The 16,714-nt window shown below is 40.6% G+C and carries 18 protein-coding genes, 1 rRNA gene and 1 riboswitch; of the genes, 1 reads left to right on the top strand and 18 read right to left on the bottom strand.

What is annotated here, in order from left to right; genetic code table 11:
* Window positions 1–477: class I SAM-dependent methyltransferase (locus tag WBG45_RS05350; RefSeq protein WP_424412749.1), on the bottom strand; the 477-nt coding region annotated here is incomplete at its 3' end.
* Between the two features lie 70 nt (window positions 478–547).
* On the opposite strand from WBG45_RS05350, the gene WBG45_RS05345 reads away from it, so the two are divergent.
* Window positions 548–982: a hypothetical protein gene (locus WBG45_RS05345; protein WP_424412748.1), complete on the top strand. Its 435-nt coding sequence runs from the start codon at window positions 548–550 to the stop codon at window positions 980–982.
* A gap of 163 nt (window positions 983–1,145) precedes the next feature.
* Here the strand turns inward: WBG45_RS05345 and purD are convergent, their stop codons facing one another.
* The 17 genes from purD to rrf all read right to left on the bottom strand — a co-directional run.
* Window positions 1,146–2,402: a phosphoribosylamine--glycine ligase gene (gene purD, locus WBG45_RS05340; RefSeq protein WP_424412747.1), complete on the bottom strand. Its 1,257-nt coding sequence runs from the start codon at window positions 2,400–2,402 to the stop codon at window positions 1,146–1,148.
* Between the two features lie 32 nt (window positions 2,403–2,434).
* A complete protein-coding gene (gene purH / locus WBG45_RS05335) occupies window positions 2,435–3,970 on the bottom strand; it encodes a bifunctional phosphoribosylaminoimidazolecarboxamide formyltransferase/IMP cyclohydrolase (protein WP_424412746.1) in 1,536 nt (511 codons plus the stop codon).
* A 201-nt stretch (window positions 3,971–4,171) separates the two neighbouring features.
* On the bottom strand, window positions 4,172–4,744 hold the full coding sequence (gene purN / locus WBG45_RS05330; protein ID WP_424412745.1) for a phosphoribosylglycinamide formyltransferase: 573 nt from the start codon (window positions 4,742–4,744) through the stop codon (window positions 4,172–4,174).
* Window positions 4,734–5,798: a phosphoribosylformylglycinamidine cyclo-ligase gene (gene purM, locus WBG45_RS05325; RefSeq protein ID WP_424412744.1), complete on the bottom strand. Its 1,065-nt coding sequence runs from the start codon at window positions 5,796–5,798 to the stop codon at window positions 4,734–4,736. Before purM ends, purN begins: the two co-directional genes overlap by 11 nt.
* A 12-nt stretch (window positions 5,799–5,810) precedes the next feature.
* Window positions 5,811–7,232, bottom strand: coding sequence for an amidophosphoribosyltransferase (gene purF, locus WBG45_RS05320; protein ID WP_424412743.1), 1,422 nt, complete (start codon window positions 7,230–7,232; stop codon window positions 5,811–5,813).
* Entirely contained in the window at window positions 7,208–9,439 is a 2,232-nt protein-coding gene (purL, locus tag WBG45_RS05315; protein WP_424412742.1) for a phosphoribosylformylglycinamidine synthase subunit PurL, read from the bottom strand. Before purL ends, purF begins: the two co-directional genes overlap by 25 nt.
* The gene (purQ, locus tag WBG45_RS05310; RefSeq protein WP_424412741.1) at window positions 9,423–10,109 is read right to left on the bottom strand and encodes a phosphoribosylformylglycinamidine synthase subunit PurQ; all 687 of its coding nucleotides are present in this window, start codon (window positions 10,107–10,109) and stop codon (window positions 9,423–9,425) included. Before purQ ends, purL begins: the two co-directional genes overlap by 17 nt.
* Window positions 10,106–10,360, bottom strand: a complete 255-nt coding sequence (purS, locus tag WBG45_RS05305) for a phosphoribosylformylglycinamidine synthase subunit PurS (protein WP_024533618.1) — start codon at window positions 10,358–10,360, stop codon at window positions 10,106–10,108. Before purS ends, purQ begins: the two co-directional genes overlap by 4 nt.
* Entirely contained in the window at window positions 10,357–11,073 is a 717-nt protein-coding gene (gene purC / locus WBG45_RS05300; protein WP_424412740.1) for a phosphoribosylaminoimidazolesuccinocarboxamide synthase, read from the bottom strand. The genes purS and purC overlap by 4 nt, the downstream gene beginning before the upstream one ends.
* A 14-nt stretch (window positions 11,074–11,087) precedes the next feature.
* Window positions 11,088–12,383 carry an adenylosuccinate lyase gene (gene purB / locus WBG45_RS05295; protein WP_424412739.1) on the bottom strand — a complete coding sequence of 432 codons (1,296 nt, stop codon included), beginning with the start codon at window positions 12,381–12,383 and terminating at the stop codon, window positions 11,088–11,090.
* A 12-nt stretch (window positions 12,384–12,395) separates the two neighbouring features.
* Window positions 12,396–13,520: a 5-(carboxyamino)imidazole ribonucleotide synthase gene (purK, locus tag WBG45_RS05290; RefSeq protein ID WP_424412738.1), complete on the bottom strand. Its 1,125-nt coding sequence runs from the start codon at window positions 13,518–13,520 to the stop codon at window positions 12,396–12,398.
* A complete protein-coding gene (gene purE / locus WBG45_RS05285; RefSeq protein ID WP_024533614.1) occupies window positions 13,517–14,005 on the bottom strand; it encodes a 5-(carboxyamino)imidazole ribonucleotide mutase in 489 nt (162 codons plus the stop codon). The genes purK and purE overlap by 4 nt, the downstream gene beginning before the upstream one ends.
* Window positions 14,006–14,201: 196 nt before the next feature.
* Window positions 14,202–14,302: riboswitch (purine riboswitch) on the bottom strand.
* A 97-nt stretch (window positions 14,303–14,399) separates the two neighbouring features.
* Window positions 14,400–14,588: an NETI motif-containing protein gene (locus WBG45_RS05280; RefSeq protein ID WP_424412737.1), complete on the bottom strand. Its 189-nt coding sequence runs from the start codon at window positions 14,586–14,588 to the stop codon at window positions 14,400–14,402.
* Window positions 14,585–15,127: a DUF2179 domain-containing protein gene (locus WBG45_RS05275; RefSeq protein ID WP_024533612.1), complete on the bottom strand. Its 543-nt coding sequence runs from the start codon at window positions 15,125–15,127 to the stop codon at window positions 14,585–14,587. Before WBG45_RS05275 ends, WBG45_RS05280 begins: the two co-directional genes overlap by 4 nt.
* A 120-nt stretch (window positions 15,128–15,247) precedes the next feature.
* Entirely contained in the window at window positions 15,248–15,337 is a 90-nt protein-coding gene (locus tag WBG45_RS05270) for a c-type cytochrome (protein ID WP_424412736.1), read from the bottom strand.
* Window positions 15,338–15,532: 195 nt separating this feature from the next.
* Window positions 15,533–16,090: an isochorismatase family protein gene (locus WBG45_RS05265; protein WP_424412735.1), complete on the bottom strand. Its 558-nt coding sequence runs from the start codon at window positions 16,088–16,090 to the stop codon at window positions 15,533–15,535.
* A gap of 515 nt (window positions 16,091–16,605) precedes the next feature.
* Window positions 16,606–16,714: ribosomal RNA gene (gene rrf / locus WBG45_RS05260) — 5S ribosomal RNA — on the bottom strand; the annotation flags it as partial.

The raw sequence follows: 16,714 nt of genomic DNA, 5'->3' as shown, positions 1-16,714 counted from the left end.
TGGTGTTACGAAACAAGGGTGTAATATTGAAAAGACAAAACTTCCTCCTTTAACCAACAAACGATACATCTCTTTAATTGCTTCTTTATAATTTTCAAGGTCTTGAATCACCATATTGGATACAATTACGTCAAAGCTTTCATCCTCAAGAAAATTTAATTCCTCACAATTCCCATGTTGATACTTAATATTTAGCTCTTTAGGTGTTTTATTTCGGGCTAGTTCTAGCATGTTTTTTGAGTAATCTACAGCTACTACGGACGCTCCGGACTTAGCAAAGATTCTGCTTAAATATCCTTCCCCACATCCAGCATCTAAAATATTCTTTTGATTGACGTCTCCAACTAAACTAAATAGTGATGGGTTGAGCAATACTTCTCTATGTAGATCCCCGTTCTCACTATAGTTTGCCGTTATGATTTCTGCGTTTTGGTCCCATCTCTTTATTGCGTCTTCTGTACCCAACGTATTTTTCATAATGACCTCTTTCTTTTGCAAGATTTATGATATTATTTGATAATACCAAAATTTGGAGGTTTATGAAATCTTGAAGAATAAAAGTTTCTTATTTGGCATAATGGTTGCTTTCAGCTTAATCATTCCTATATTTCTTGTGGATAGCTATATGTACAATGGGAGCATGAACACACTCGTTCCAATTATTATGATTTTCGGAACTGTTACTGCCTTACGACATGCGGAGTCGATCAATTGGTATCGTCTATTTGTAGCTATTACACTCATCGGTGGAGCAATCTATCTCGCCTTACCTACATTTACCTTTTCAGAAGCGCAAGATGCCATTAAACAGGAAGTCACTGAAGTTGTAACACTCTCCAAATTAGACAATAGCCCACTTGAGAATGATACATTCAATCCATTCTCCCCTAAGTGGTTTTATACATTTCACATAACAGAATCAAACGGCTCTGAATATATCTTGATTTTCAATCCAGATTCAGGGAAATCTTTTATAAAGTGAGAATAACCATTGAATTGCAGTAGATTTGATTTAATCCCATGCGTTGTGGTTTTATTCCCTTTCAGTCTCGTTTTATTCCCATTCACATTATCATAATTCCAATATTCTCCTAAATAAACAAAAAAAGACACCCCATCACTAGTGTAATGGGGTGTCTATTTTGTTATTTCAACGCACGCCACCCGATGTCATGACGATAGAAGAATCCATCCCACTTCATATCAGAAAGCGCTTTGTACACTTGGTTTTGTGCTTGTTGTAAAGTAGATGATTTTGCCGTTACCAATATTACGCGGCCACCGTTGCCAACAAAATGACCATCGACTTCTTTTGTCCCCGCATGAAACACTTGTAAATCTCGGTTAAGCTTCGTTAAATCAGGTAATTTAAGACCCTTTTCAACCGATTCAGGATATCCATCTGCGGCAATCACAACACCTAGAATTTCATCATCTGACCATTGCAATTCAAAAGGTTTTTCATCAAGCAGTGCCATCATCAATTCACCAAAATCTGAAGCCATTCGTGGCAACACAACTTGAGTTTCAGGATCACCAAAGCGTGCATTAAATTCGATTACTTGTGGCCCTTCATCCGTCAAAATCAACCCCGCATATAAAATCCCTGTAAACGGTGTTCCTTCAGCTGTCATCGCTTTAACAGTTGGCACAACGATGGAATCGTATGCTTGTTGAACGACTTCGTTTGAAATATGAGGTACTGGTGAATAAGCTCCCATGCCGCCCGTATTCGGACCGCGGTCACCGTCATAGGCACGTTTGTGATCTTGGGCAATGACCATTGGGTAAATTTGTCCGTCATGCACAAATGACATATAGGAAAATTCTTCTCCATCCAGGAACGCTTCAATAACAACACGTGAAGACGAATCTCCAAACTTTTGATTGCCAATCATGTCATCTACAGAATTGAACGCTTCTTGCAAAGTCATGGCAACTACTACGCCTTTACCTGCAGCAAGACCGTCTGCTTTTACTACAATTGGTGCACCCATTTTTCGAATATAAGCTTTAGCTTCGTTTACATCTGTAAATGTTTCATAAGCAGCTGTTGGGATATTGTATTTTTTCATGAGTTCTTTGGCGAATGATTTACTGCCTTCGATTTGAGCAGCAGCTTTCGTAGGTCCGAAAATACGTAACCCTTCCGCTTCGAAATGATCCACAATTCCTGCAGCTAGAGGTTGTTCGGGTCCGACAAACGTTAAATCGATCGCATTTTCTTGAACGAACGCAACCAGCATATCAAATTCTAACGCCTCAATGCCTACACATGTTGCATCATTTTTCATCCCATCATTGCCAGGCGCCACAAACACTTCAGTTACAGATGGAGAGTTTTTAAATTGGCGTACAATGGCATGTTCACGCCCGCCACTACCTATAACAAGTACTTTCATCTAGAAAACCTCCTAAATATATGTGCAACCCCTTAGTGTTTAAAGTGACGTACGCCTGTAAACACCATCGCAATTCCGTATTCATTTGCTTTTTGAATCGAATCTTCATCTTTTACAGATCCACCAGGTTGAATAATTGCCGTAATGCCCGCTTTCGCAGCCGTTTCCACCGTATCATTCATTGGGAAAAAGGCGTCTGAAGCAAGTGAAGCTCCTTGTGCTTTTTCAGCAGCTTGTTCTAATGCAATCTTCGCTGCGCCTACGCGATTCATTTGACCAGCACCAACACCAAGTGTCATTTGTGCATCTGTAACGACAATTGCATTGGATTTCACGTGTTTAACAACGCTCCAGCCAAGTTTAAGTGCAGCCCATTCTTCTTCAGTAGGTTCACGATCAGTAACTACACGCACATCCGCTTCCGCGAAACCATATGCGTCTGGTTGTTGTAGCAATAAGCCGCCTTCAATTGACACTGTATTCCATTTGTCTTTTTTGCTTTGTTCAAACGGAATCGTCAATAATCTAATGTTTTTCTTCTTTGTTAAAATAGCTAATGCTTCTTCTGAGAAAGATGGAGCTAAAATAATTTCTAAGAAAATACCTGAAAGCTGTTCAGCAGTTTGAGCATCCACTTCACGATTTAGAGCTACGATGCCTCCAAAAATGGACATGCTATCTGCTTCATATGCTTTTGCAAATGCATCAGCAATTGTTTCACCAATACCAACACCACATGGGTTCATATGTTTAACTGCAACCGCAGCTGGCAGTTCAAATTCTTTGACGATTTGAATCGCTGCATTGGCATCTTGTATGTTGTTGTATGAAAGTTCTTTGCCGTGTAATTGTTGTGCAGAAGCAATGGAGAAATCAGATCCAAGTGCACGTTTGTAGAACGCTGCTTTTTGATGTGGATTTTCTCCGTAGCGAAGTTCTTGTTTTAATTCGTATGTAAGTGTAACTTGTTCTGGGAATTCTTCACCAGCCAGTTCTGTTAAATATCCAGAAATATACGCATCGTAAGAAGCTGTATGACGGAAAACTTTTGCCGCTAAACGACGTCTAGTTGCCATTGTTGTTTTACCATCAGCTTGTAATTCTGCTAAAACAGCTGGGTAATCAGCTGCATCTGTAATAACCGTTACATAGGCATGGTTTTTCGCAGATGCACGCAACATAGCTGGTCCACCAATATCAATATTTTCAATCGCATCTTCAGCCGTAACATTTGGTTTTGAGATGGTCTCACGGAACGGATATAAGTTGACACAAACCACATCGATTGGCTTGATGCCATGTTCATACATTTGCGCTTGATGATTTTCATCATCCGGGATAGCTAAAAGGCCACCGTGAATCATTGGATTCAACGTCTTAACACGTCCACCTAATATTTCCGGAAATCCAGTTACTTCATCGACAGGAGTAATAGCCACACCATTTTTTTGTAAATAGGCTTTCGTTCCACCTGTTGATAAAATTTCGTATCCTAATGTCTCTAACTCTTTTGCGAATTCAAGAATTCCTGATTTGTCTGACACACTAATAAGCGCACGTTTTTCCACGGAAAAATCCTCCTCATATTGAAAAGCATAAAGCGTCAGCAAAGCTGCGAGCTGACGCTTTTACCTAGACATAACAATCAAAAGCCGAATATAAGGAACGAAGGCTAAGAACGCGACATCGTGCTCCTGCGGTTACTCGTCGCAAAATGCAGTGCTAAGAAATTTTATCGCGACGCCTTCGTGACCTACATTCTGTGGGTCCTATCGGCTAAATAGTTGCTGTAATGTTTTTGTATAGAGTTCATGTTCGACTGCGTGAATACGTTGTTCTGTCTTTTCGCGATCACCGACAACGACTTCTACGGCCTGTTGCGATAATATCTTCCCAGTGTCCATACCAGCATCTACAAAATGTACCGTAACACCTGTTACTTTTACGTCATGAGCTAACGCTTGGCCAATGGCATCTTTACCTGGGAACGATGGTAATAATGAAGGATGAATGTTAACGATTTTGTTTGGAAATTCAGCTAGCAATGTTTCGCCAATTAACCGCATATAGCCAGCTAACACTAACCATTCCACTTCAAGCTGTTGCAGTTCCTGCAAAATCGTTCTCTCATAAGCGACTTTCGATTCAAAGTCGTTTGGACGATAAGCAATAACGGACACATCTAATGCGTTTGCTCGTTCCACCACATATGCTTGTGGTTTATCTGTCACAACTGCTACGATGTCAGCATCTAACTCGCCTGCTCTTGCTGCATCCGCGATGACTTGAAAATTACTTCCACTGCCGGAAGCAAAAATCGCCACCTTTGGCTTATTTCTCATCGACTAAGCTCCCGTCGTGAGTACCAGTGAATTGAACACCATCACCTTGTACAACGCGACCTATTACGTAGGCTTTTTCACCGTTTTGTACGGCAATTTTAATCGCTTGTTGTGCTTGTTCCTCAGGAAGTGCAATGACAAACCCAATTCCCATATTAAAGACACTATATAAATCACGGTCAGCTAATGACCCTTTTTCTTTCAACATTGAGAACACCGGTAAAATCGGCCATGAACCTAAATCGATTTCTACACCTAAGTCAGCAGGCATCATTCGCGGTAAGTTTTCGTAAAAACCGCCACCTGTAACATGAGCCATGCCATGAACGTTTAGTTCTTCATGAATTGCTAGTACTGGTTTTGCATAAATTTTTGTTGGTTCTAATAATGCTTTTCCGATGCTGCCTAATTCTTCATAGCCTGCAACATATGAATCGATCTCATAACCTTGATCGGCAAAGACAATTTTACGTACAAGAGAAAAACCATTTGAATGAATGCCGCTTGAAGCAAGTCCTACAAGTACGTCACCCGTTTGAATATGTTCACCCGTAACGATATTCGACTTCTCTGCAACACCGACTGCAAAACCAGCCACATCGTATTCATCTACTTCATAAAGACCAGGCATTTCAGCAGTTTCCCCACCGATAAGAGCAGCACCTGCTTGAACGCAACCATCTGCAACACCTTTGACAATTTGCTCAATCTTTTCAGGTTGAGCTTGTCCAACTGCTAAGTAATCAAGGAAAAATAGTGGTTCTGCGCCTTGAGCTACGATGTCATTGACACACATAGCAACGCAATCTATGCCGATTGTATCGTGCTGATCAGTCATAAATGCTAATTTCAACTTCGTTCCAACACCGTCTGTACCAGAAATTAATACAGGTTCTTTATAATCTAGTGACGACAAGTCAAACATGCCACCAAAACCGCCGAATGCTCCCATTATGCCTTTGCGTGCTGTGCGATCAACATGAGATTTCATTCTCTTTACCGCTTCATAGCCCGCTTCAATATTTACACCAGCTTGTTCGTATGCTTTTGACATCCATGTCGCCTCCTAGCGTGTCAGTTCTTTTTTGTACGGTAAGATTGTATCTGTGAAAATTTCGGTTGGATAATTATTCGTAAAGCAAGCCAAACAATGTCCAGCTTCAGGTCCTTCGTCCGTTCGGCCAATTGCGCGAACCATGCCTTCAACTGATAGGAATGTTAACGAATCTGCGCCAATGATTTCACGCATTTCTTCGATGCTATTATTTGAGGCAATCAGTTCTTCACTTGAACTGATATCGATGCCGTAAAAACAAGGATTTTTAATAGGTGGAGAACTAATGACGACATGCACTTCTGTCGCTCCCGCTTCTTTTAACAAAGTTACAATCCGTCTAGAAGTTGTTCCACGAACGATGGAATCATCAACCATTACGACACGCTTGCCGTTGACGACTTGGCGTACGGGAGATAATTTCATCTTCACTCCACGTTCACGTAAGTCTTGAGAAGGCTGGATAAAGGTACGACCCACGTAACGGTTCTTAATTAACCCTAATTCGTACGGAATACCTGTCGCTTCAGAGAAACCGATCGCAGCAGAAATACTGGAGTCTGGAACACCTGTCACAACATCTGCTTCAATTTCCACTTCATTCGCAAGCTCTTTCCCTAAGCGTTTCCGTGCAGTATGAATATTGATGCCATCAATATCAGAATCAGGACGTGAGAAATAGACGTATTCCATCGTACAAATTGCACGTTTCGCAGGAAAAGCAAAACGGTCTACTTTCATTCCTTCATCATTTATCACGAGGAATTCTCCTGGTTCAACTGAACGGATATATTCTGCACCAATAATATCGAATGCACATGTTTCAGATGCAATCACCCATGCATCTCCTAATTTCCCAAGTGAAAGTGGTCGCAGTCCGTTTGGATCAAGTGCAACCGTCATTTCATCTTCTGTCATCATAATAAAAGCATAAGCACCTTTTAACAGAGACAACGCATTTTTAGCTCGTTGTTCAAACGTCGCGTAGCCACTTTTTTTAATTAAATGAGCTAATACTTCCGTATCTGAAGAAGTTTGGAAGATGCTTCCTTGACGTTCTAAATGTTTTTTCAAGTGAGTGGCATTCACCAAATTCCCATTATGTGCTATCGCTAAACTACCTGTAGACGAACGGAACATAAGTGGTTGTACATTTTCAATTCCGCTACCGCCTGCAGTGGCATAACGCACATGGCCAATTGCGCCACTGCCTTTTAAATGATCAAGTTTACCCGTACTAAACACTTCACTTACGAGACCTTCACCTTTTACCGCTTGAAGCGATTTACCGTCAGTGACGACGATGCCTGCGCCTTCTTGTCCACGATGTTGCAAAGCGTGCAATCCGTAATAAGTGATTTGAGCTGCGTTCGGGTCACCCCAAATTCCAAAAACGCCACACTCTTCATTTAACCCTCTGAGTTCAGGAAGCATGGTATTCCTCCTTTCCAAGCAGATCGGAATTCCTCAACAGGACCTGATACCCACTCTTCGCCATGTTCATTACGAATGATGACGGACGTATCTGATGTGACTGTTCCAATCTTCACAGCGTCTTTAACGATTTCTTCGAAAGCAGCTGCATGTTGTTCTTTTACAGTAACGATGAAACGTGATTGTGATTCGCTGAATAAAGCAGTAATGGCTGAACCAGAAATCGTCACGTCTACACCAAGATTTTGTACGCCAAATGTTTTCTCTGCTAATGCAACTGCAAATCCACCTTCAGCAATATCATGAGCAGATGCAACTTTACCTGCTTGAATCGCTTGTAAAAGTGCGTCTTGGCGAGCTACTTCAACATCTAAATTAATCGAAGGTGCTTTACCGAAGATACGACCTTCAACCATTTTTTGTAATTCACTACCACCAAATTCAGTCATTGTTTCTCCAATTAGATAAACAAAGTCGCCCGCTTCTTTTACATCTTGCGTTGTTACGTGTGACAAGTCTTCAACTAGTCCAACTAAACCAATAGTCGGTGTTGGATAGACAGCAACTCCGCTTCGCTCATTGTAAAGTGACACGTTTCCGCCGATAACTGGTGATTCAAGAGCAAGACATGCTGCAGCCATTCCATCAGCTGACTTTTCTAATTGCCAGAAAATCTCTGGGTTTTCCGGATTTCCGAAGTTTAAGCAATCCGTAATTGCTAGTGGTTTAGCCCCTGAACATACAACATTACGTGCAGCTTCTGCTACCGCAATTTTACCGCCCGTTTCAGGATCCAAGTAAATGTAGCGAGAATTACAATCTGTCGTCATCGCTAACCCTTTATTTGTTCCACGAACACGCACGACTGCTGCATCTGATCCAGGTGTTACTACCGTGCTTGTACGCACTTGGTAATCGTATTGATCGTACACCCATTCTTTTGAAGCAATGGTTGGTTGTTTTAATAAGTTTATTAATGTTTCTTTATAGTCAGCGACTTGTGGTTCTACATTTTCCATCGCTTGATATTCAGTATAATAAGCAGGAACTCTAGAAGTTTTGTAGTAAACCGGAGCTTCTTCTGCCAAAGCATCTGCAGGAACGTTTGCTACAACTTCACCTTTATGAAGTAAACGAAGCATTTTGTCGTCAGTGACAACACCAACAGCCACTGCATCTAAATCATATTTCTCGAATAACACTTCGATTTCAGCTTCGCGTCCTTTTGTTACCACGATTAACATACGTTCTTGAGATTCAGATAACATCATTTCGTAAGCAGTCATTCCTGTTTCACGTTGCGGAACAGCATCCAAATTCATTTCAATACCAAAACCTGCTTTTGATGCCATTTCAGCTGCAGAAGACGTTAATCCTGCTGCACCCATATCTTGAATACCAACAAGTGCGTCTGATTTCACAAGTTCCAAACACGCTTCAAGTAACAGTTTCTCCATAAATGGATCTCCAACTTGAACGGCTGGACGTTTTTCTTCAGATGCTTCACTTAATTCTTCAGAAGCAAATGTTGCCCCATGAATGCCATCACGACCTGTTTTAGCTCCAACATACATCACGGTATTGCCAACACCAGAAGCAATTCCTTTTTGGATGTCTTTATGATCGATTAATCCAACACACATCGCATTAACTAATGGATTTCCAGCATAACAATCGTCAAACTGAACTTCTCCACCTACAGTTGGAATGCCGATACAGTTCCCGTACCCTGCAATCCCTGCTACTACTTCTTCAAATAAATAACGAACGCGAGGGCTTGTTAATTCACCGAAACGAAGTGAATTTAACATGGCAATCGGACGAGCTCCCATTGAGAAAACATCACGAATAATCCCACCAACACCTGTTGCCGCCCCTTGATAAGGTTCGATAGCAGATGGATGATTATGCGATTCCATTTTGAACACTACAGCTTGTCCGTCGCCAATATCAACGATTCCTGCACCTTCACCAGGACCTTGTAAAACGCGTGGACCAGTCGTTGGGAACTTACGTAAAATTGGTTTTGAATTTTTATATGAACAATGCTCTGACCACATAACCGAAAACAAACCAGTTTCAGTATAGTTCGGCTGACGTCCTAAAATCTTTTCAACCATTTCAAACTCTGGATCAGACATTCCCATTTGAGCGTATAGTTTTTGTTCTTTAATTTGCTGAGGATTTGGTTCAAGCATGACTGACATGTGATTCCCTCCACTGTTTAACGATAGATTTGAATAGTGCTAAACCATCCGTGCCACCAATCAATTCATGAACGGCACGTTCTGGATGAGGCATCATCCCTAAGACATTCCCTCGTTCGTTGATAATCCCTGCAATATCTTCTACACTGCCATTTGGATTATCTTGTGTGTAAGTAAATACAATTTGATTGTTCGCTTTTAATGAAGCCAGCGTCTCTGCATCACATGTATAGTTCCCTTCGCCATGTGCGATAGGAACCTTGATTACTTGATCTTTTGAATAGTCATTCGTGAACATGGTGTTGTTATTTACAACGGTTAATTCAGACGTACGACACATGAACTTTAAGTTTTTATTGCGAAGTAAAGCACCAGGAAGGAGACCCGCTTCGGTTAAAATTTGGAACCCATTACAAATGCCAAGAACCGGTTTGCCAGCATCTGCTGCTTTTTTCACTTCACTCATGACATTTGAGAATTGAGCAATCGCGCCACAACGCAAGTAGTCTCCGTAAGAGAATCCACCCGGTAAAAGAATACCGTCATAGCTACTTAAATCTTTCGTATCATGCCAAACATACTCTGCTTCTTCACCCAGCTCGTCTTTGATCGCGTGATACATATCTAAATCACAGTTCGATCCTGGGAATACGAGGACTGCAAATTTCATTTGCTGACAGCCTCCTCGACATCGTATCGATAGTCTTCAATCACTGTGTTAGTTAATAATTTTTCACACATTTCTTTTACAATCACGTCTAACTCTCGTTCAGAGTCGTCCACTTGAAGTTCCAAGTATTTTCCAATGCGCACATCCGCGACTTCGTTATAGCCCATCGTGTGAAGAGCCCCCATGACTGCTGAACCTTGTGGGTCTAATACGCTTTCGCGAAGTGTTACATAGATTTTTACTTTTTTCATTGTGTGAGTCCTCCTAGGCGGGATAGTATGATTTCGTATGCATCTGTTAATTGTCCTAAATCTCTGCGGAACACGTCTTTGTCTAACTTTTGTTTTGTTTTCTCGTCCCATAATCGGCACGTATCAGGTGAAATTTCATCCGCAAGCAAGACATTTCCTGCTTCATCACGGCCATATTCCAGTTTGAAGTCGACTAAAATCACGCCGATTTCTTTGAAGAATTTCGTCAATACTTCATTCACATGAAGACTTTTTTCATAAAGAGCTTTCACTTCATCTTGTGATGCAAGGTTCAACAGCTTAATATGGTCTTCATTAATTAGTGGGTCGCCAAGCTCGTCGTCTTTATAGTAAAACTCGACGATAGGACGTGCGAGCTCTACTCCTTCAACAAGTCCAAGACGCTTCGCCAAACTACCTGCTGCCACTTGACGAACGACGACTTCGATTGGAATGATGTCGACTTTTTTCACTAACTGCTCATGATCCGATAATTGTTCAACGAAATGTGACTCAATGCCTGACTCTTTCAGTTTTTCGAAAAGTAAAGAGGTGATTCGGTTATTTAACGTACCTTTTCCAGCAATTTCAGCTTTCTTTTCACCGTTAAACGCAGTTGCACTATCTTTATATTCCACAAACAGAATATCTTCTTTGTCTGTCGCGTATAGTCGTTTCGCCTTACCTTCATACAAAAGTTGACCCTTTTCCACGTGTATTCCCCCGATTAATTTAGTCCGAGACGCTCAAAAATCATGTCTACATGTTGGATGTGATAGTTATAGTCAAAGCACTCATCTAATTCTTCTTTAGTTAAGTAAGATGTAATTTTCTCGTTCTTATCAACGACACCTCGGAAGGCAATTTGGTTTTCCCATGCTTCCATAGCACATGGTTGTACCGTATCGTATGCCTCTTCACGAGCTAATCCTTTGTCAATCAAGCCAAGAAGAACTCGTTGTGAGTAAATTAAGCCAAGTGTGCTATCCATATTGCGTTTCATATTCTCAGGGAACACAGTTAAGTTTTTAATAATATTTCCGAAACGGTTTAGCATGTAATTTAAAGCGATCGTAGCGTCCGGTAAAATAACGCGTTCTGCAGATGAATGTGAAATATCACGTTCATGCCATAATGGCACGTTTTCATATGCTGTTAACATGTAACCACGAATCAATCGTGCAAGACCTACCATATTTTCAGAACCGATTGGATTACGTTTATGTGGCATTGCTGAAGATCCTTTTTGACCTTTTCCAAAAGATTCTTCTACTTCACGAGTTTCTGACTTTTGCAATCCACGAACTTCTGTTGCAAATTTCTCAACAGACGTTGCGATTAACGCCAGCGTGCTCATGTATTGTGCATGGCGATCACGTTGTAGTGTTTGTGTCGAAATCGGTGATGCTGCGATTCCTAAGTTGTCACACACATATTTCTCTACGAAAGGATCGATGTTTGCATATGTACCAACCGCTCCGGACATTTTGCCTGTTTCAATTGATTTCGCTGCTGCTTCGAAACGTTCTACGTTACGTTTCATTTCTTCATGCCATAATGCTAGCTTCAAACCAAATGTTGTTGGCTCTGCATGCACACCATGTGTACGTCCCATCATGACTGTGAATTTATGTTCTTTTGCTTTAGTTGCCAAAATTTCAACAAAATTGTTTAGGTCCGTGCGAAGAATTTCATTTGCTTGCTTGATGATATATGACAGAGCCGTATCAACGACATCAGTAGAAGTTAGTCCGTAATGAACCCATTTGCGTTCTTCGCCAAGTGTTTCAGATACAGCACGTGTAAAAGCAACTACATCGTGACGTGTTTCTTCTTCAATTTCTAAAATTCGATTGACATCAAATGAAGCATTGGCACGAATTTTCGCTACGTCTTCTTTAGGGATATCTCCTAGTTCAGCCCAAGCTTCACAAGCTAAAATTTCAACCTCTAACCAAGCTTGGTATTTGTTTTGTTCCGTCCAAATTGCTCCCATTTCCGGGCGTGTATAACGTTCTATCATGTAGTTCTCCTTCTATTCTGACCAAATGCCAGAATGCTTTATTTCGTCTAATGTTTGATTTACGTCATTCGTCAAAATGGTCACATGCCCCATTTTACGTTTCGTCTTGGCTTCTTCTTTGCCATATAAGTGTATGGACCAATCTGGATATTTTGAAATCACGTTTGATAAAGGAACAACATGTTCTCCCAGTACATTTACCATCACAGTAGGTTGGTGCAGCGCTGGTTTGCGAAGTGGCCATCCACAAATCGCACGGACATGCTGGTGAAACTGAGAAATCGTACTTCCTTCTATTGAATAATGTCCAGAATTATGAGGACGCGGTGCTAACTCGTTAATGACCAACGTGTCATCTTTTAACACAAACATTTCAACTGCCAGTGTTCCAACAAGTTGTAAGTGATCAGCAATTTGTTCTGCTGCCTTAGTAGCTTGTGTAAGAACTGCTTCAGCTACTCGAGCAGGAACGATTGTTTCATGCAAGATATGGTCTTTGTGAATGTTCTCGCCAACAGGAAGACAATACGTTTCGCCGTTGCCATTACGCTGGACGATAACGGAAATCTCTTTCGTGAAAGGTACGAACGCTTCTGCAATACATGCACCATGTTCAAATAATGGCTTTGCATGCTTCATATCTGCTTTTGAATATAACTTCACTTGACCTTTGCCATCATACCCACCAAAAGCCGTCTTGACGATGCAAGGAAACCCTACTTCATCAATTGATGCGTTAAGTTCAACATGGCTAGTAGCGACAACATAGTTCGCAACAGGAACACCTGCTTTACGAATTTCAGCTTTCTCAGTAATTCGGTTTTGCGTAATCCGAACTAGTTCAGCACCTTGAGGTACATAGGCAATTTCAGTGAGTCGTTTGAGACCTTCATAATCGATATTTTCAAATTCATACGTAATTACATCGCTTGCTTCAGCAAGTTCTTCTAAAGCAGTTTCATCATTATAAGGTGCCACAATTCGTATATCAGCAACTTGTCCACACGGAGATTCCATATTGGGGTCTAATACAGCGATTTTAAATCCTGCTTCTTTTGCTGCCAAAGCCATCATACGACCTAATTGACCGCCACCAATAATCCCGATAGTCTGACCTGGATATATGGTTTTTGTCATATTAAGTCACCATTGCTTTCAAAAACTTTAACTTTTGTCGCTTCACGTCTCAAATCTAAGTTGTGCGCAAGTGTTTGATCGGCCATCGCTAACATTTGAGCGGCAAGTAACCCAGCATTTGTTGCTCCTGCTTTTCCAATAGCTACTGTAGCAACTGGTACACCACCAGGCATTTGAACAATTGATAATAATGAATCCAATCCATTTAAAGCTTTCGTTTGAATGGGAACACCTATTACTGGTAAGGTCGTTTTTGATGCAACCATTCCCGGCAAATGTGCGGCTCCACCTGCTCCTGCCACAATCACTTGAATTCCTCTAGCACGTGCAGTAGCGGCATATTCAAACATTAAATCAGGCGTTCTATGCGCTGATACCACTTTTTTCTCGTAAGGAACTTGTAATTCATCTAATATGTCACAAGCATGTTTCATTGTTTCCCAATCACTTGAGCTTCCCATAATAACACCAATTTTTGGATTCATTGAAAATCTCTCCTTTATAGAAAAGCGTAAAGCGGTAATTTTTTAAGATAGTGGCGCTTCTAGCTAGATATTTACAATATAAAAATCCCCAAATAAACTGCTCACTATGCATGAAAAGCAGTTTACTTGAGGACTCTAAAGAAACCTGGGTATGGCTCTGATAAAAACATATACAGACACACACCCTTCGTTCCATCCAAAAGTTGCTTTCCCGCATAGTCCGGTCATTTACGGTGACCTGGTAGAGACGCTGAAGCCAATTCTTCAGCATATATGGGGATATTTGATGTTTCTATATTCATATTTTAACAAGAATAATGTCGAGAGTCAACGAAAAATGCGAACAATAATTTTCAAGTAAAGATTAATGTTCGGTTTTAAGACCATTTTATGGTTATTCAGAGATGTACGTACCTTTAAATTGGATAATTTGGCGAATCGGAAGGATTTCTCCATCTATCTCTTGGAAAACAGGTTCTTCTCTTCGACCCGTCGGCATATACCCTTCAGTTTGCATCCGTTTCAAACAATCATCAATCGTTTCATTCTCTTCCACTTCAAACCACACTGTCTTTTTCTTCATTTAAATAGCTTTCCTTTCCTAACTGTTTTAACCCAGAATCCACCATGAATCGTCTTCGGTTCATACGCAATAATGAATGCCTTTGGATCTAGCTCCTTAATTGTTGCGTAAAGTTTCAGTTCATACTTACGAGGCGTCAGAATTTGCATCGCCTTTCGCAGACCATCAAGACCATTCGCATCCCAATCCGTCACGCCATATCCTTTTTCACGTAATAAACGTGGCAATGATCTATTTTCTTCAGTCGTAATCACATTTACCGTAATATATCCTAGAGCCATCTTCTCTTCAATCTTCGTTCCGATGATGACACCCGTTCCATATCCGACTGCATACGCAACTAAATTTTGAATCTCATTCAAGTTATCTAAAACTAGCCCAAGGCCAACAACATAAATAACGACTTCCACTGTACTTAGTAACGCTGCAAGGTAGCGATACCCCTTTAACGTCATAATCATACGCACTGTAAAAAACGACACGTACACAATATTAATACTAAATATAATTAACACCATTAAAAGTGCTTCTGTACTCATTCAAATCTTCCCTTCGTCCTTAAAACATTAAGCCCTAATCTTATTAGAGAACCTGTTAGAATACAAGGGATTGCATCAAAAAAACCACTGTAGCGAAAAAATCACTACAGTGGCTTTTAGTTATTTTCCTAAAGGAGAAATCACAGTTGTAACATATTCCGCAATACTTTTAATTTCTTCTTCTGTAAGCTGTCCTTCAAAAGCTGGCATTGAGGAGCCACCATTTCGTTCAATGACCGCATCTTTATCTGAAGTTACTTTACTTATTTGTAAGTCTGGACCATTATGTCAACCAGTACAATCCCCTAGATTTAGTTACGGTGGCTAGTCACTTATTTCCCTAATGGTGATATTCGGTAGTGACGTTGTCTGCTGGGCACTAAAAATGTCCCTTTTGGATGAGTACTACCTATAAGAGTCGTGCGTTGGATGAAACAAGTCTTCCTCTGAATTTCTGACAACTGCAAAGTGTTCGACATTATAATGACCATGAAGTGTACGATTATGATGCTTAATGATTTGTTCTGCAGTTAAAGCATCATTGTCAGTTGTCGAATGACCATCACCCACTAATGTTACATCCAAGCCGCTGATAGTAGCCGTTCTGACCGCACTATCTATGCAATGTTGTGTTTTACATCCCATCATAACAACATGCTCAACCTGTTGATTTTTTAAATGATCTAGAAGACCTGTTCCATGAAAAGAATTCGTCGCTGACTTATCGAAGATCTTTGCATCCATTGGTACATTGATTTCATTGTGAACTTGAAAGCCTTCACCTTTCCCCTCAGCAACATCGAGATCTCTTACAAAGACCACTGGAATATCTGATTCACTTGCTTTTTTAATCACCATATTGATATTCCTAATAAGTTGATCTTTATTAATAACCGCACTTTCTTTTTGATTCCCATCAATTAATTCTTGTTGCGCATCAATGATTAATAATGTTTGATTCAAATAAATTCTCCCTTTCAAAATATGGGGTTAACAGCTTAATTACTTAGACATTGTCCCCTTAAAGTTTTTCACGCTATTGTTTTTCATAATATCTACCACCTAATAAAAAATTGTCTAATAAATTAAATTTATAATTTTTAGACTATTAAATTGTATCATGTTTTTTATAACATACTCTTTTATGTAGAAAAGTATAGTGAAATTTAGTTTTGTATCAGATTTCTTAACAGGGTTCGGTTTTTATTTGACTAGTGACATCTTCTCTTACAGGCGGAGAGCTTAAAGCTACCATCGGCGCGCGAGCTTAACTTCCGTATCCGCGCTGCGGAAGACGATGAACGGCAGATTTCTTCATCACATGCTGGTCTTCGATTCTCACGTATGTTATACGATCCGAGTCTCTTCCCTTTGTTTCCTCGAACTCTTTGTTCCTCCTCTTTCTCGCACACCTTCGACTAATTAGAATAAAAATAAACACAAAAAAACCAGTACCTTTCGGTACCGGTTTTCTAATTGCCTAGCGACGTCCTACTCTTGCAGGGGGAGACCCCCAACTACCATCGGCGCTAAAGAGCTTAACTTCCGTGTTCGGTATGGGAACGGGTGTGACCTCTTTGCCATTAT

The organism is Paenisporosarcina sp. (assembly GCF_049671445.1).
Taxonomy (GTDB): Bacteria; Bacillota; Bacilli; order Bacillales_A; family Planococcaceae; genus Paenisporosarcina.
The sequence above is the reverse complement of the archived record's forward strand: the minus strand, read 5'-3'. Positions and strand labels throughout refer to the sequence as shown.

Coding starts and splice junctions, on each gene's coding strand:
- purQ (WP_424412741.1), bottom strand. CDS start 10,109: ATGAAATTTGCAGTCCTCGTATTCCCAGGATCGAACTGTGATTTAGAT.
- purK (WP_424412738.1), bottom strand. CDS start 13,520: ATGACAAAAACCATATATCCAGGTCAGACTATCGGGATTATTGGTGGC.
- purF (WP_424412743.1), bottom strand. CDS start 7,232: ATGCTTCCTGAACTCAGAGGGTTAAATGAAGAGTGTGGCGTTTTTGGA.
- purS (WP_024533618.1), bottom strand. CDS start 10,360: ATGAAAAAAGTAAAAATCTATGTAACACTTCGCGAAAGCGTATTAGAC.
- purL (WP_424412742.1), bottom strand. CDS start 9,439: ATGTCAGTCATGCTTGAACCAAATCCTCAGCAAATTAAAGAACAAAAA.
- purB (WP_424412739.1), bottom strand. CDS start 12,383: ATGATAGAACGTTATACACGCCCGGAAATGGGAGCAATTTGGACGGAA.
- purN (WP_424412745.1), bottom strand. CDS start 4,744: ATGAGAAATAAGCCAAAGGTGGCGATTTTTGCTTCCGGCAGTGGAAGT.
- WBG45_RS05270 (WP_424412736.1), bottom strand. CDS start 15,337: ATGCCAGCTTTTGAAGGACAGCTTACAGAAGAAGAAATTAAAAGTATT.
- purE (WP_024533614.1), bottom strand. CDS start 14,005: ATGAATCCAAAAATTGGTGTTATTATGGGAAGCTCAAGTGATTGGGAA.
- purM (WP_424412744.1), bottom strand. CDS start 5,798: ATGTCAAAAGCATACGAACAAGCTGGTGTAAATATTGAAGCGGGCTAT.
- WBG45_RS05275 (WP_024533612.1), bottom strand. CDS start 15,127: ATGAGTACAGAAGCACTTTTAATGGTGTTAATTATATTTAGTATTAAT.
- WBG45_RS05280 (WP_424412737.1), bottom strand. CDS start 14,588: ATGAAGAAAAAGACAGTGTGGTTTGAAGTGGAAGAGAATGAAACGATT.
- purD (WP_424412747.1), bottom strand. CDS start 2,402: ATGAAAGTACTTGTTATAGGTAGTGGCGGGCGTGAACATGCCATTGTA.